The 15,752-nt window shown below is 38.6% G+C and carries 20 protein-coding genes and 1 pseudogene; 2 read left to right on the plus strand and 19 right to left on the minus strand.

All coding sequences use genetic code 11. The features are described from left to right. From ACJHV0_RS02115 to ACJHV0_RS02205, 19 genes and pseudogenes are all read right to left on the minus strand, one after another. Nucleotides 1-271: hypothetical protein (locus tag ACJHV0_RS02115; RefSeq protein WP_483133262.1), on the minus strand; the 271-nt coding region annotated here is incomplete at its 3' end. An 11-nt stretch (nt 272-282) separates the two neighbouring features. After that, entirely contained in the window at nt 283-486 is a 204-nt protein-coding gene (locus ACJHV0_RS02120; RefSeq protein WP_483133263.1) for a helix-turn-helix transcriptional regulator, read from the minus strand. 185 nt (nt 487-671) lie between these two features. Continuing rightward, nucleotides 672-1,643 (minus strand): SlyX protein, encoded by a 972-nt coding sequence (locus ACJHV0_RS02125; RefSeq protein WP_483133264.1) that lies wholly within the window; start codon nt 1,641-1,643, stop codon nt 672-674. A 19-nt stretch (nt 1,644-1,662) separates the two neighbouring features. Next, nucleotides 1,663-2,511, minus strand: a complete 849-nt coding sequence (locus ACJHV0_RS02130) for an exonuclease domain-containing protein (protein ID WP_483133265.1) — start codon at nt 2,509-2,511, stop codon at nt 1,663-1,665. A gap of 141 nt (nt 2,512-2,652) precedes the next feature. After that, nucleotides 2,653-3,165 carry an HK97-gp10 family putative phage morphogenesis protein gene (locus tag ACJHV0_RS02135; protein ID WP_483133266.1) on the minus strand — a complete coding sequence of 171 codons (513 nt, stop codon included), beginning with the start codon at nt 3,163-3,165 and terminating at the stop codon, nt 2,653-2,655. Beyond that, complete coding sequence (locus ACJHV0_RS02140) at nt 3,162-3,413, minus strand: hypothetical protein (protein ID WP_483133267.1); 252 nt, start codon at nt 3,411-3,413, stop codon at nt 3,162-3,164. The genes ACJHV0_RS02135 and ACJHV0_RS02140 overlap by 4 nt, the downstream gene beginning before the upstream one ends. After that, nucleotides 3,413-5,083 (minus strand): annotated as a pseudogene (locus tag ACJHV0_RS02145) (terminase large subunit). The gene ACJHV0_RS02140 and the pseudogene ACJHV0_RS02145 overlap by 1 nt, the downstream one beginning before the upstream one ends. Beyond that, on the minus strand, nt 5,080-5,439 hold the full coding sequence (locus tag ACJHV0_RS02150) for a phage terminase small subunit P27 family (RefSeq protein ID WP_138316994.1): 360 nt from the start codon (nt 5,437-5,439) through the stop codon (nt 5,080-5,082). Before ACJHV0_RS02150 ends, ACJHV0_RS02145 begins: the two are co-directional and overlap by 4 nt. Before the next feature lie 370 nt (nt 5,440-5,809). Beyond that, a complete protein-coding gene (locus tag ACJHV0_RS02155) occupies nt 5,810-6,166 on the minus strand; it encodes an HNH endonuclease (protein WP_161667894.1) in 357 nt (118 codons plus the stop codon). 9 nt (nt 6,167-6,175) lie between these two features. After that, nucleotides 6,176-6,487: a head-tail connector protein gene (locus ACJHV0_RS02160; protein WP_463625812.1), complete on the minus strand. Its 312-nt coding sequence runs from the start codon at nt 6,485-6,487 to the stop codon at nt 6,176-6,178. Further along, nucleotides 6,480-6,827, minus strand: a complete 348-nt coding sequence (locus ACJHV0_RS02165; RefSeq protein WP_334257133.1) for a phage head closure protein — start codon at nt 6,825-6,827, stop codon at nt 6,480-6,482. The genes ACJHV0_RS02160 and ACJHV0_RS02165 overlap by 8 nt, the downstream gene beginning before the upstream one ends. Next, on the minus strand, nt 6,811-8,034 hold the full coding sequence (locus tag ACJHV0_RS02170; RefSeq protein ID WP_463625813.1) for a phage portal protein: 1,224 nt from the start codon (nt 8,032-8,034) through the stop codon (nt 6,811-6,813). The genes ACJHV0_RS02165 and ACJHV0_RS02170 overlap by 17 nt, the downstream gene beginning before the upstream one ends. Further along, nucleotides 8,035-8,601: an HK97 family phage prohead protease gene (locus ACJHV0_RS02175; protein ID WP_428981755.1), complete on the minus strand. Its 567-nt coding sequence runs from the start codon at nt 8,599-8,601 to the stop codon at nt 8,035-8,037. A gap of 56 nt (nt 8,602-8,657) precedes the next feature. Next, the gene (locus ACJHV0_RS02180) at nt 8,658-9,839 is read right to left on the minus strand and encodes a phage major capsid protein (protein ID WP_463625815.1); all 1,182 of its coding nucleotides are present in this window, start codon (nt 9,837-9,839) and stop codon (nt 8,658-8,660) included. Nucleotides 9,840-9,849: 10 nt separating this feature from the next. Then, on the minus strand, nt 9,850-10,245 hold the full coding sequence (gene gpU / locus ACJHV0_RS02185; RefSeq protein ID WP_138316999.1) for a phage tail terminator protein: 396 nt from the start codon (nt 10,243-10,245) through the stop codon (nt 9,850-9,852). Between the two features lie 507 nt (nt 10,246-10,752). Then, the gene (locus ACJHV0_RS02190) at nt 10,753-11,358 is read right to left on the minus strand and encodes a DedA family protein (protein WP_334235357.1); all 606 of its coding nucleotides are present in this window, start codon (nt 11,356-11,358) and stop codon (nt 10,753-10,755) included. A 1-nt stretch (nt 11,359) separates the two neighbouring features. Further along, entirely contained in the window at nt 11,360-12,376 is a 1,017-nt protein-coding gene (gene purR, locus ACJHV0_RS02195; protein WP_483133268.1) for an HTH-type transcriptional repressor PurR, read from the minus strand. A 165-nt stretch (nt 12,377-12,541) separates the two neighbouring features. Then, nucleotides 12,542-13,270, minus strand: coding sequence for a carboxy-S-adenosyl-L-methionine synthase CmoA (gene cmoA, locus ACJHV0_RS02200; RefSeq protein WP_334235359.1), 729 nt, complete (start codon nt 13,268-13,270; stop codon nt 12,542-12,544). A 3-nt stretch (nt 13,271-13,273) separates the two neighbouring features. After that, nucleotides 13,274-14,056, minus strand: a complete 783-nt coding sequence (locus tag ACJHV0_RS02205; RefSeq protein ID WP_334235360.1) for an alpha/beta fold hydrolase — start codon at nt 14,054-14,056, stop codon at nt 13,274-13,276. Between the two features lie 118 nt (nt 14,057-14,174). On the opposite strand from ACJHV0_RS02205, the gene seqA reads away from it, so the two are divergent. Continuing rightward, entirely contained in the window at nt 14,175-14,744 is a 570-nt protein-coding gene (gene seqA / locus ACJHV0_RS02210; RefSeq protein ID WP_334248054.1) for a replication initiation negative regulator SeqA, read from the plus strand. A gap of 20 nt (nt 14,745-14,764) precedes the next feature. Then, on the plus strand, nt 14,765-15,752 hold a 988-nt coding region (locus ACJHV0_RS02215), incomplete at its 3' end, for an AMP-binding protein (protein WP_483133269.1).

The following is a 15,752-nucleotide window of genomic DNA, read 5'->3' on the forward strand; positions in this document are numbered from 1 at the left end:
TAAGTTCGCCACCTTTCGCCTTATAAACCGCAATCACTTGCTTTAATTGCTTAAGATTGGCAACTTCATAGCGGTAATACTGCCCCACTCCGTCTTTTGTGCTTTCTCGTGTGCGTTTCACTTTTTCGGTTAAGTGATTACGCTCAAGTTCGCTGATGTAGTTTCGGGCAGAGGTCATATTCATAGCGTAACCATCAATACCACTTACGCTTGAAGTGATTAAACGGTGTAATACTTTTAAAAATTGATTCGGTTTTCTTGTTTCGTTCATTTTCTGCCTCCTTAAACTCGTGCCGCTTTTTGTTCTTCAATCCAGCTATTCACTTCTTCTAAATCCCAGCGGATAAAGTTGTCAGAAAAGCGGATCGGTTGTGGGAATTTGTTCGCTTTTACCAGCAGATTGAGCTTTGTTCTGCCAAAGCCGACAATAGCGGTTACTTCTTTTCCGCTAATTAGTTTTTTTGATTGGGTTTGTGATTGGGTCATAAAAAATTCCTCTCGTTTGTGTAACTATGTAACGCTCTGTTGCGTTTCGTTGAGTTGTCTAGACGGGAGGGATTTTTAACAATATTGCTTTTGTTTTCAAAAGGTTAGCTTCTTAATAAGAAAAGTATGGCTTAAATGGAAAGAAAAAGCCCCTTAATTGGAAAGTTTAGGGGCTAAATGGAAGATTAGGATTTTTTGGGCGGAAAAATTGCTTTTGTAAAATCAGCTGATTCATCAATCAATTTATAAAATGTATCAGCTTTAATTGATGTATTCCTTATATCCGCCTCTTTTAAGTCTGCATTAATCACTTCAAATATTTTATTTCTACTATCAAGATTTGGGTAACATTTCTTAACTAATAGGGCGAATAATTGTTTTTGCTGAATACTTATACGCTCTTTTGTTCCTGTATCTTGATAAAATTTTGAAATTTCCTCATTTTTCTCTTTAATTTGATTTCTTAGTTTCTGTACCTCATCTTGTTTATTATTTGGCTCAATAACAGAAAACAACTCTAAAAACTCAATAATATCTTGATGAAGAATATAAATATCATCTAAATATATTTTTGTTCTATTTTCATAAAAAGGTAAATGAAAGTAGAACGATTCACCTGTGTTTGCTTTTATATCCTCTATCTCATCTACGTAGCCTTGTAAAATAAGTTCTCTCACATTGTACTTATCAAATATTTCTCTAGACAAAGGAAAATAACCATTAAATAATATCTTTTGAAATCTTCCTATTTCACCAGAATATAGCCTAATTTTATCATTATCAGAAAAGTAGCTATCTAGATAAAATTCATCATTTAGAATTACAGTTATATCAAAATAAATATTTTTTAAGTCTATTCTTATGATTTCAAAATCTTCATTTCTTTGAATTGTGGCATTACATTCTGATTTACTAAATTGTAAGAATATTTCTTCACTACGAACTCTTAATTTTTCATTTTCAGCAAGCTCTTTTCTATTGATACAGTCTATCTTATTTATGCTTCCGTCAATATGAACAGAAGCCACTAAATCACCATTTTGAATATATTCAAATAAATCTGCCTCTGTTATGCTTATATTGTGATTTAAAGAAATATACTTTACTGCATCAATGATTGAATATGCTTTTTTAGGTAAGAATTTTTGATTAGTCATAAATGATAATATCCTATAATTATTGGATTAAATGATAAAAGTCATTTTCTGAAAGTAATTGGATAGGGTATCCTTTTTCTATTAGCTCCCTTGCTTTTATTTCTTTACTGCTTAATTCTTTGCCTGCTAATTTTGTTATATCTTGTTCACCGATAACAAGTAACGTTACTTTCTTGCTTACTCCTGTTGCAACATTACAACCTGCTTGAGCCGCCATTTCTGCCGCCTTTGCTCTTGGTATTGATAATTCACCAGTAAATACGACTGTTTCACCATATAATGAGCCTTCCGGATTTCCTTCTAATTTGCTGTGAGCCTTATTGTATGCTTCAAGATCAATAGGTTTTCTTACCCTATCCAACCAAAATTCTAAATCTTGTTGGCTGTCTGATAACGCTTTCAATAAGATTTGCCCGGCTACTAACACGTCATCTAAAGCATCGTGATGGTTTTCTTGATTAATCTTTAATGCTTCCGCCATACTTGATAAACCATAACCATATTTAGCAAATTGTTTATCCCAAGAACGGCGTACCACTCTAACAATATCAAGCCATTGGTTAGGTAATTCAGGGAAAATTCGAGTTAATGAGCTTCTATCAAACGCACCATAAGAACAAATTAAGTTATCAGCAAATTTTTCTTTGATAACATCTGCAACATCTGAAAGAGTCGGTGCATTTTTTACTTTTCTTTCGGTGATGCCGTGTATCATCACATTTATTTCGTGGAAGTAGGTTTTAGGATTGATTAAGGTGTGCCATTGGTCTGTAATCTCGCCATTTTCATAGGTTACTATAGCGATTTGGCAAATACTGGTAATATCTGGGTTTGCGGTTTCAATATCCACAATAACGAATTTATTCATAAACGCCCCTTTAGCATTTAGTCCTTATAGATAGGTAATGCACCAACAAGATAAGGTTTCTTGCTTTCGGGGATCAGCCTAGGTGCATTGCATTTGGTTATTTAAACAGTATTATTCACTCCTTTGATTAATTTTTCAAGGCTATTTAATGAGATCTTTCATTTCTTTTTCAAGCGTTCTATAAGCCGTTCTCTGGGCTCTGTCTTTGGCTACCTCGGCTTTTTTTATAAAATGCTGGGCTTTTACGCCATTTACAGTTCCTCTATCTACCATATGCCAGAAATAAGGATCGTTTAGGTAAATTTTTACCGGACCTGTTAATAATTTCCCACTTTGAGTAAATCTATTACGCTCCCTATCTTTATAAGCAATAGCTTTATTCTTATCTGAAAAGAAAACAGTCGCTTTACCTGCTAGTTCACCATTTTTAGATAGTCTAATTTTGTGTCTGATATTTTTCTTTAACACGCCTTTTTGTCTAAAATTAGTGCTACTCTTCATTACGGGAACATTTGATTTTAAGTTGTCTTTAATCTCTTTTGCTCCTGCGTTGAGGGATTTCCTGATCGCTTTTTTGGTTTTGTTGTCTATTTCTCGCTGCATTTTCTTCAAGGCTTGCTGTAGTTCTTTAAGTCCTGTAATTTTCGCACTCATTTTAGTTTTCTCCGTTTATCTAATAGGTTTTTAAGGGTTAATTCGGTTTCTATAGTCGGTGTGGTTGAATGTAGCTCTTTTAGCTGCTTAATCCACACATCTAAACAAATTAATAGTTCATCTTTTGGGAATGGTTCTTCATCATTCCATAGGCTAACAAAAGTAAATAAGCCATTTTTATTTTTTAGGTAAAATTCCATCGCTTGCTTGATGATTAGCGGGTTAGTTTTCGCAAATTCGCATTTCATTACATTTCTACTCCTGTGAAGTTTTCTAGTGCTTGGCGTTGTGCCTCTGTCATTTCAAACGCAAGATCGCCATATTCAAGTTGATAAGTGCCTAATGCCATTAAAAAGGCGATTGCCGGGTCTATTTTGTTCGCTGATTTCTTCTTGTTTGGCTTAATATTGGCGTTGGCATCGCTCTCCATTACGACATTTGATAACGCCCACGCTAAAATAGGGTCGCCGTTGTGTTCTATCATTTGGCGATTGATTAGCACTTCGGCAGACTTCGCCACCGGACTATAGCGTTGATAGGTTTGCGGAAAGGGTTCAACCTCTAACCCATAGCCTTGTAACTGTGTGCGTAGGTGTGTGGCGTTCCACACATCAAAGCCGATCATTTTGATTTCAAATTTTTCTGCATCTTTGAAAATATCATCTCGAATTCGGTCATAGTCGATACAGTCGCCTTTCGTAATGCGTAGCCAGCCCATACGCTCCCAGTTGCGATACATCGCACGGTTCTTATTTGCCACATTCGCAAGCTGATATTCGGGTATGTAGTGCCGGGTAATTAGCCGGGCTTTGTTTTGTTCGGTTGGAAATACATAGCAAAGGCTTGTAATATCGTTCGTACTGGATAAATCAAGCCCCATATAGCACGCTTTACCCTGTAATTCTTCTTCGTTGTATTGCCGCTCGCACGCTTTCCAGTTGCCATCACCTAGCCACGGCGTAGAGCCGTTGCACCATACATTGAAGCGTTTGGTAAGCATTTCTACCCACTCGGACGGAATCCCCCTTGCTTTGGCTATGGTATTTTCAAAATCTTTGTAAGGGATGGATTTTCCTATGTTGGGATTTGCCTTGATCCAGTTTTTCGGGTCGTCAATATCGGTTTCATCGTCCAGCTCAAAAATCATTATAAAAATGCTGTCGTTCTGCTCTGAACCGTCTAAAATTTGGCAACAATAATCATAATGCTGTTTACAAGCTGAAATCGTGTTACTGCCGGCAGTGGTAATGGCAAATAGTAGCCCTTCCGGTCTTGCCCCTTGCCCTAACTCTAACGCACTATATACGCTGTTGTCGGGGTGTAAGTGGTATTCGTCCACAATCGCTAGACTTGGGTTTGTGCCTTCAATAGTAGAGGATTTAGCCGCAAGCGGTCGCATTAAGCTGTTTTTTTGCGTGTATAGCATTTTGTGCTGTTAGATAGTCAGCCGTTTACTTAGTGGCTTGCTTAAGGTTGCCATTTTCTTGGCATCGTCAAAGACTATTCGGGCTTGATCTCGGCTTACTGCTGCGGTGTAAATATCTTGCTGCCCTTTTTCCATCACAAGCCACCAGTTCGCCAATATTGCCGCCACTGTGCTTTTTGCGTTTTTTCGTGCCACTTGAACGTAAGCGGATCTATATTTTCGCAAGCCACTTTCACGGTATTTAAAGCCTAAAATGTTAGCAAATAAGAATATTTGCCAGTCTGAAAGCTCTATCGGTTTGCCGTATAAATGACCCTTAACGTGAGGGCATAGGGCTGAAAACTTGATGAATTTCGTTACAATCTCTTCATCAAAATAGTATTCGGGGTTGTTTAGGTCTGAAAAATAACGCTCTACCGCTTGTTTTATGCGTTTACAAGCGATAATTTCGCCATTTTTTACTTGTTCTGCGTAAGTGTGCCACGGTGTCATAGTTCATCTAGTACGTCTGTTTCTTCGGTATCAATCGGGGTTTTACGTCTGCTTACCGGATCAAAGCCTAGTAAGGACGACATTTTAATGATGATTTTTTCAGCTTCACTTTTAGCGGTCAGTGCCGGATTGCGTGCTTCTGTGCCTTGACTGTTGGTAATGCTAAAGCCACGTTCTGCGATATTTTGAACCGCTTGCCGGTAAAGGGAATAATTCACGCAATAAAGCTCTAAATTGGTGTAGTCCTCGCCTGTAATATCGCCACGTTCCGCCAACATATTGATTTTGCTTTTCCATTGGCTCTTAGCGATTTCGTCTAAATAATCGGGGGCTTTGGGTAACTTCTTTTTTGTCATTCGTTTAGTCCTTAAATTGTTGTAGTGGTAATTTCCCGAAAATTCTGGAGATTGAACGCTCCCCATTTTTCGGGAACGTTCCTAAAACTTCAGGAGCGTACTCGCCCATAATTTCGGGGGAGTGAACCGGCTCAAAATTGAGCGGGTTGAGTTGTGGTCATAAGACCACGCGTATATTTTCTAAAAAATTGCCGTGCGTAAAAATTTGATTAGGGGGGCGGTTCTTAGCGGTTGGGCTTTTCTTTCCAAAACTCCCCCTACCTGTTGAAATTGTTTAAAATTTCCGCAAAATCCAAACTTGGATTTTGTTCATTATTTCAACCAGTCCAAATTTGGTCTGGTTAAAGTATTCGTATGATACGAATACTTGCTACTTCTTCGCACCATATCCACGTTTGTCTATCTCTCGTGTCTTGTAGCTGTGGCAATCACGGCAAAGGGCTTGATGATTAGACTGCACCCAGAATAGCGGGTCGGCTTGCCCATTCTCTACGGGCTTGATATGGTCTATCACGGTTGCCGGTGTGTAATCGCCTTTTGCTAAACACATTACACATAAGGGATTTTGTACTAAGTAGCCTTTGCGATACTTCGCCCATCTGTGATCGTAACCTCGTTTAGCTGCACTCTCTCGGGTGTCTTTGGGTTTATGCTCTTCACATCGTCCGGACTTCACACGATTACGGCAACCAGGAAAGGTGCAACGCCTTAATGGTTGTAATGGCATAACTTCCCCTTAATAGATTGCCGGTTCTCTATATGGATTCCATAAAGACTTCACCGCCATAGGTACTTCATATAATTGAACATCACTCACGGTTTCACGGTTAGCATATAAATGACCGATAAACATTAAGCATCCAACCTTAATGCCGCCAGTAAAATTTACTGTATCGGCTGTTGTAGTTTCTCCAAACGTTTTACCAATATGATTTTCAGCCGCTTCAAGTGCAGCAGTAGCATAGATTTCTAATAGTTCATCATCTAAATTGTGGTCTATACGTAAATGCTGCTTGATTACGTTTAAATCTATTTCAGGTTTAGCCATTGTGTGCTTCTCCTTCTTTACACATTATTTGAATTTCCTCGTGTCGTTCTTTGCTATCAATAATGGAATACACATCAAATAATTTATTGCCGTATTTAATCCGCATTTTGCGATCAATCTGTAAATCAGATTGGTAACGTATGCGAATGCGTGTAATGTTTTCGCCTAGTTGAAATGGTCCGCTAAAATATTCTCGCCCTTGTAAAGGTTCGATACTAGCTCTTATCGTTTTCACATCTTGCCATTCACGCTTAACTGAACCGTAATTATTTGAGCCAATCACAGGCTTTTGAATCGTGATAACCTTATCGAATTTTCCGGCTCTAACCATTCTTGCCATCATTGCTCCCTTTGGCATTGTCTTTCTTAACTTCTACGGTTTGCTTCCACGCTTGACTAAATTCATCACCGCCAACATAAGGCGGTAAGCCTTCACGCTTCCGGGCTTCATTTGGGCTAAGGATTCCGCACTTAATCGCCACATCATAGCTACTAAAGCGTTCTTGCTGATTTGTGCGTAATAAATCACTAGTGTCAAATTCCACAACGTAACGCTTTTTACTGTTACTCGTTAAATCAATCATCAAGGCATCTTTTAGCTGCTGTTCAAAATTGACTAAGTGAGGGCGTAAGGTTTGCCCTAAGAACGCCCGGCTAGCTTCGCTAAAGTTCGCATAGGTTGAATGGCTGTAGTCTTGAAGGAAAATAGGGCTGATATTAAAAATCCGTGCTATATCTTCAATCGTGAATTTACGGCTTGCTAACCATTCCGCATCTTGGTTACTCATTCCAAGCTGTTTATATTCCATTCCACCTTCAAGAATTGGGGTTTTACCGGCATTCTTCGCACCTTGATAGCGTTTTAAGGCTTCCATCGCCTTTTGTCCTTTGCTTTTGTCGAACCATTCCGCCGTTGTAACAATGCCGCCAGCCATTAAACCGTTTTTCATTACGCTTGAACCGTGTTTCTGTTGAGCTAATCCAAGCCCCACCGCTTCACGGCAAACAGTAATAGGGGAACGCCCCATAAAGCCATCATTAGAAGCGTAGCGTAAGTGTAGGATTTCATCTTGAAAGTAGTTTCTTACTTTGCCGTTCAAGTCGGTAATTTGATAAAAATAATCGCCTGTAATGGCTCTTTGAACATTTACCGAATAAGGTGGGTAAGGGGTTAAAGTTTCGGGTTGCCCTTTACTATTCCAACCGATAACCGCATACGCATTGCCATTCAAAAGAACGTGCCTCATCATCACTTCTTTGAATTGATATGGTGTTTGATTGCGATTCGGCATTTCATTAAGCAAGTATTCAACGCTATGATTCTCAATGCGTTTACGCCCCTCCGCATTGACCTCAAACAGATAGCAAGGCATAGCCGCCACCGCTTGCGAAATCACATTCACCGCATTAAGAACGGCAGGCAATGATTCCGCATTGTGAGGGCTAACATATTCACCCGCCCCAGTGTTAGCCGCCCCCATATTGGCGATCAAGTCATCAATAGTCAGGCTTCGGGTTTCAGGTTTCTTTTTAAAAAGTCCGAACATTTAAGCCCCCAAAATATGCAGCCATTTATGGCGGTTATCATCTTGCCAATTTGTAAAATCTTTTCCTTTTGCTACCGCTTGCGAACGCTTCAAAATTTCTAAGCTGGAATCTGGATAAGCCGGAATACTTGTAACAGTAATTTCTACCAGTTCTGCTTGTAACACGGTTCTAGTATTTGGCTCTACGCTGAAATCCCATTCGTTTTTGACTGTACGGAAGCCAAAAGACATTCCGCTAATATCGCCACGCTCCACGCTTACCAATAAATCACGCCCTGTTTGAGTATCAGGCGGCAATAATTCAAAACGTAAACCGGTATTATCTTCTTCAAGTGTAAGTGTACCGCTGGAGGTTCTGCCTAGTAGTTTCGTGTGATCGTGTTCAAACAATGCCCTTACATCTTTCCCACTTTTTAACGATTCAGTAAAAGCATTAGGGGCGAAGCGTTCTATATATTCTCCCCATAAAATTTCGCTGTCTTTGTTCCATTGCACCACATACCCCACTAATTTTTGACTATCTTTGTCTGCGGAGAGTGTGGCTGATCGAATTTCTAAATCTGTCATTATTTCCACCTCTAAAAGAACAAAAGGGGCGAATTTGCCCCTTATGTTTTGATTGCTTAGGCTTTCGCTTCAAGCACTTTGATAGCGTTAGAATCAACCACACCACCGCCAAGATATTTATCAGTATGAACCTTATAAAAGCCCGGCTCGGTGATTGAATCCGGTTTGGTGCGTGTGCCGGTTGTATGATCGACAATGGTATAACCACGTTTGAAATCACCTACCGCCAAGAACGCATTTGTACCTTCAGCATTTGGGAGAGTTTCCAAATAGTAAACCGGTAAGCCTAACAATGTTGAAGGACTGCCAGCTTGTAAACCATCTCGCCAAATATAATCGCCATTTTTATTTTTGATTTTCTGTAACGTTGCAGCTGTTTGAGAGTTCATTACCCATACCGCATTTTTACGATATTTGCTATGTAGCGAGAATAACAAGTCGATTAATACATCGGCATCAAGTTTAGCCGGTTGTACTTCCATTTTTTGAAGTGTGCCGAATGGTCGAGCTTTGTCATTGTCTGTCGCTCGTGGATAAGCTAAGAAGCCTTTAGCCTGTTTTGTACCTGTACCGTTGGTTAAATCGGTTTCTTCAGTTTCCACAAAGGATTCTGAAATTTCTTCAGTCAGCCAACCTAGAATATCTACACCGCCAAAATCTAAAATCTCTTGAGTCGTTTTCGGGTAAGCGTAAATATTATGAACGGCAATCGTTACTTCATTCATTTTCGGGGTTGCGGTTTCGGTGCGTGCTTCACCTTCACCGATATGATTTACCACCGCACCGCCAGCAGATACTAATTTTTTGTATTCTTTGCCTTGGGTGAGTTTTACCACGTTAGCAATTTGTCGCATTACAGAATCATCGGTTAGGCGTTTCATCACTTGCTTGTCAAGTTCCGGAATCACCGAATAGCCACCGTCCGCACCGCCGTTTGTATTTGTAGCAAGTGAACGCAATTCGCCTGTTTTAATCCAGTGGCGAAGCTCGTCATCAGATACTTTCACGTTTGCGGTTTCGACTTGTTGCCCCGGCTGGTTACGCTGTTCATCAGTAATCGCTTCATAGCGTGAAATTTCTTTCACTAGGTTTTCAGCTTGTGAGCGGAGTTCATCAAACTTAGCCCCTTCCGCTTCAGTAGTAGAACGTTTTTCTTCATCTGCTTTGGTTAAAATTGAACGCATTTCTGCTTCAATAGCCGCTTTTTGTTGGCGGAGTTCTAAGAGTTTTTTAAACATTGTTTTGTCCTTAATTCAAATAATTGATGTTGTAATGAATTGTGGCTGTTTTCCACGCTGATTCGTTAGCATCATAGTCATAGCTGTATTTAGCAAGCACACATTCGTCCATACTGCGGAATGTAGCTTCATTCATTACATCACTGATTTTTTGAGCCACTAAATCAAGGTCGTTTTCCGTTGAAAACATTGGTAGGTAAATACCGATTTTCAAATAGGCGTTGCATTCGCCATCGCAAAGCGTGAGTTGGCTATATTCCGCTTCATCAATGAATACGGCGATAGCCGGTAATTCATTTTCTACATCGGTAAATACGGCTCTGCCGTTATGGAAATGTTGAATGCCTTGAATGTTACCTTGTAATAATTCAATAACTTCTTGGCGGATTGCTTCGTTAGAAATCATAAAAAAGTCCTCTTAATTAAGAAGGCTATAATTAGCCATAGAACAATATAGGCATAATTTCAACGGAGTAAATAGGGTAAAATTTAATCGTTTAGCTACGTTTGAACACGTTAAGAGGATAATTTTTAAATGATTATTTTTTATTCAACAAAAGACAAAATGGACGGAAATAAACGAATAATTTTATAGAAGTGATGACTGTGATGACTTAGTGATGACTTAAAAAGAAGTCATCACTATATTAATATATTGATATATAAGGGTTTATTTCAATTTAGTGATGAGGTGATGACTTGTTTTAAAAAATTAAAACTTCTATACTATGAGAATAGAACATATTTGACAAAATATTAATGTAACCACCAAAGTAACCACGAATTTTTTACAACTCAAAAAACTCTTATTATTCAAATAGATAAAGTATAAATTCGAGTCCAGCTAGTGCACCATTAATTCCAAAACAAAAGGCTATTAAATTTGATAGCCTTTTGTCGTTTTAGTCTGTGTTTATTTTGCTGATTTTGCCTTTTTCTTTCTATACCATTTCCAGCCGAAGAACAAAATAACAATACCAAGAATGGCAAAAATAGCGTGTTGCCCATTGCTAACTTGCTCTTTTAACCAATCTAAGTTAGATGCACCATAATCACCTAAATAGACCCAAATTGGCACAGAAATAATTGCAGCAAAGAAATCAACGAGTAAGAACTTTCCAAAGCTGACTTTTCTCGTAATTCCTGATACTAGATAAACGACTGCTCGTAAACCCGGTAAAAAGCGAGCCATAAACAGTAATTTCAGACCCTGTGTTTCAAAACGTTCTTGCACCATAGCAAACCGCTCGGGCGTAGCAATCTTTCGAATAAACGGAAATTGTAGAATTTTTTCGCCATAGATTCTGCCTAACCAATACATCGTACTATCGCCAATAAGTACGCCTAACATACTGACAACAAGCATCCAATGCACATTGGTATAACCTAACCCTGAAATTACCCCTCCTGAAACTAAAGTTATATCTTCCGGGATCGGTAAACCAAAACCGCACGCAAGTAAAACCAGAAATACCGCCCAATATCCATAGCTACTAAAAAACTCAATTAACGTTTCCATATTACTCCTTAATGGTTAAATTTCTTACTGATTTGCGTTTTACTAATTCAGGGAAGAACTCTAAAACTTTAGGTTCTTTTGCTTTTTCATTATTCTCTATACGCTCTAGTAATAGCTCTAAAGCAGCTGCTCCTAAACGTGATTTTGATTGATGTACTGTAGTTAGCGGTGGTGCATAAAAGCGAGAGCTATGCACATTATCATACCCGATCACAGAAATATCTTGCGGTACATTTAACCCTTTTTCAGTAATAGCTGAAATTGCCCCCAATGCCATCACATCGTTAAAGCAAAATACCGCTGTCGGTAATTCCTTATTTTTAAGGAGATTATTCATACACTCATAGCCGCCTTCCGGCTCGAAGTCGCCTTCTTGAATCCATTCATCTCGCAGAGGTAAACCCACATCGGATAATGCTTTTTTTACCCCCTCGAAGCGAGTCCGTGCAATTTCTTTATCCAGATTACCTGTAATCACCGCAATCTCTTTATGCCCACTTTCAATTAAATGTTGGGTAGCTAAATAACCGCCATCAAAACCGTGATCTAAAATCATATCAGCTCGAGAATCAGTCATTCCCCAATCCATAATAACCTTTGGTATATTAGTCGTTTCAAAAATATCGAAGGAATTATCGGTATATTCAGAACACATTACTAAAATTCCGTCCACTCGTTTTTTAATTAGCATATCTAAGTGGTTTTCGATTTTTTCCGGTTTATTCTGGGTATTACATAAAAATAGCGAATAGCCTTTGCTGTAGCAAAATTCCTCTACTGCCAACACAATTTCTGCAAAAAATGGCGATTCACTGGTTGTGATGATCATACCAATAGATTTAGTGGTATTAATTTTTAAGCTACGAGCCACCGCACTAGGAGAATAATTTAATGTTTTAATTGCCTCCCAAACAGCTTTAGTGGTGTCTTCTGCCACAAAACGGGTTTTATTAATAACGTGTGAAACCGTTGTGGTTGAGACCCCAGCCTGCTTAGCGACATCTTTTATTGTTGCCATTCTCTTTTCCTCAAATTAAGTAAGGGTACATTATAACCGATTCTACCTAACTTTTGTTATAAAGAAAAAAATGAAGTACAAGCGGTTGTTATTTATCAAAAATTTGTAAGAAATAATTAAAAATTATTCACAATCCTTAAAAGTGATGCTTTTTGTTACCGCTTGTTAAGATTTAATTGCAATCATTGAGCCGAAATTAAAACATTGAAACCACAGTTCTATTTGTTCAAAGCCTGCTTCTTTTAAACGCTTTTTATGAGTGTCAATACTGTCTGTTCGCATCACATTTTCCAACGCATTACGCTTTTGGCTTACTTCTAATTCACTGTAGCCGTTTGCTCGTTTGAAAGTATGGTGAAGATCGATCAATAATTCATTCATCACTTCACTTTCAAAAGTAAATTTTTCGGATAACACCAAAATCCCCTTCGGATTTAATCCTTGATAGATTTTTTGTAATAACGTGAGACGATCTTCTCTCGGCAGAAATTGTAGCGTGAAGTTTAACACTACCATTGAGGCATTCTTGATTTCAACTTGGCGAATATCATCAAGTAAAATCTCAACAGGAATATCAGACTGGTAAGCATTTAAATGCGTTTTGCAACGTTCAACCATCGGTTGTGAGTTATCCACCCCGATAATTTTTACATTTTGTGCTTTTATATTTCGGCGAATAGATAAAATCCCTGCCCCTCTTGAGCAGCCTAAATCATAAACTGTTGAATTATCTGTTACAAAGCGTTCCGCCAACATACCAATTGCAGTAATAATATTGGAATAACCCGGCACAGAACGTTGGATCATATCGGGGAAAACTTCCGCAACCGATTCATCAAAGGTAAAATCACCCAATTTTTCAATAGGTGCTGAAAATAAAGTATCTCTTTGCATTTTTTATTTCCCTAAAAATTTATTAATTGCTCGTACAACGGCTTCCGGTTTTTCAGCGTGAACCCAGTGATCGGCATTTGCCACAATAAAGGATTTCGCTTGCGGAAATTGTTTCAATATGGTTTCCGTATGCTCTGCCTGAATATAATCCGACAACGCTCCTTTAATAAAAAGCGTTGGTTTATCCACAAACACGCCATTCCAATCCATTAAATTTTGGTAATTCTGATGTAGTGCCGTTAAATTAAATCGGAAGGATTGTTCGCTTTGAGCATCAAAGGATTTCAGCATAAATTGCTGAACACCTTCATCTGGAATATGCTCTGCCATTATCAGTTTTGCTTGTTGCCGAGTTTGAGGCTTTGCCGCTTTTACCGCAAATAAGCCTTCAATAATCTGTTTATGGCGGTTTTGCGTGTAGGTTACAGGGGCAATATCAATCACAATTAATTTATCAACCAATTCCGGAGCAAGATTAGCTAATGCCATCGCACTCTTGCCCCCCATTGAATGCCCTACAATAATTGCATTTTGGATATTTTGTTCAATTAATAACGCTTTTAAATCTTGAGCAATCAAAGAATAATCCATTTCAGAGGAATGAAAAGATCCTCCGTGATTTCTGAGATCCACTCTCAGCACAGCGTAATCTTCTGCAAACGATTTGGCAATAACACCTAAGTTATTCATATCGCCAAATAACCCGTGTAAAAACACCATCGTTTGGGCATTTGGTTTATTTGCAGACGGTTGATAAAGAAAATTTAAACCTGATTTTTGTGTCATATAACTGTCTTTTTTAGCATAAATTTTCAAGCAAGATCCTCTATAAAAACGCAAAGAAATGCGTATAATAGCATACATAATTAATGCTATTTTATGTTTAAAAAGAATGAGGATCCCGATGAAAAGAATCGAAATTGATGATGAATTATATCAATATATTGCCAGTCGTACACAATCTATTGGTGAAACGGCATCAGATATCTTGCGTCGTTTACTAAGATTACCGCAATCGCCTCAGCCTTTTGTGTTAGTTCAAGAGCATATGATCAACGAGTTAAAAGAACTGGTTAAAACACCTTCTCGTGCAACAAGCAAAAAAGATGATTCAAATGCAGAGAAAACTGTCGCTAAATTGGAAGATATTTTAAAATCAGAACATTTTGTGAACGAAAATAAAAATGTTGTGCGTTTTATTATGTTATTAGCAGCATTATATCGCTCTAATCCTACCGCTTTTGCCAAAGCAACCGAAAATGTGCGTGGTAATGAACGCATCTATTTCTCTCAAAGTGAAGAAGAAATTTTAGCAACAGGCAGTGGTGTGAAAGCCAAACAAATTCCTGATTCGCCTTTTTGGGTGATTACCAATAATAATACGGCTCGTAAAGGGCTTATTTTAAAAGGCGTAATGGAATCTATGCAAGTGCCAGCCAAACTGATTGAGCGTATTCAAGCCCTTTTTGTATAAAGCCTTTCATATAAGCAATGGTGCTTCACTCTTCTCTATTTCCTACTCAATTTTGGGCTGAAAACACAGCCCAAGATCTTGCCGTTATTCGGGAAAAGGGAAAAAACGATTATTTTCCCCACCTTCCGGCTCAACTGAATTGGGCGGAATTTCAATATTTGCTTCAACAAGTTTGTTCTATTTTAAAAACTCAAAATGTTACCACTGAATGCTTAGTTGCTTACTGTGGTGTTAATCGTTTTTGCGGATTACTGACTTATTGTGCCACGCTTGCTCTAGGAGCAAAAATTTTAATGCTTAACCCAGCACAAACTCAACCACAACAGCAAGCTATCTTAGAGGAAACAAGCGTTGATGTTTTTATTACCGATGACACATTTGCAAATTTTCCAGCAAAAATGACCGCTTGTAGCCCATTACCTCACCTTGATTTTGAACAACCTGCTACTCTCACCTTAACGTCTGGTTCAACAGGTATGCCTAAAGCGGTGGTGCATTCAATTTCTGCTCATTTATATAGTGCCGAAGGCGTGGGTGAATTGATGGAATTTGAAAAAACACATTCTTGGCTATTGAGCTTGCCATTGTTCCACGTTTCAGGGCAAGGCATTGTATGGCGTTGGCTACTCAAAGGAGCAACTCTTTATGTGAATGAAAGCAAAGATGCCTTTTTTACTTTGCTTAAACAAGTCAGCCACGCATCGCTTGTGCCAACACAATTACAACGCTATCTAGCTCAATTAGACTATCCGGTAAGTCAAAAATGTTTATTAGGTGGCACAGCTATTCCATCAGAACTTGTGGCTCAAGCCCAACAGCAAGGCATTACTACCTTTTCCGGTTATGGTATGACAGAAATGGCATCTACCATTTGTGCCGTAGAAAATGAGCTGGATAATGTGGGGTTCCCTTTAAAATACCGAGAAGTCAAACTGGAAAACGGCGAAGTTTGGGTAAGAGGTAAGCCACTGGCTTTAGGTTATTGGCAAAAAAGCCATTGTAAAAAAA

The organism is Mannheimia sp., assembly GCF_056854775.1.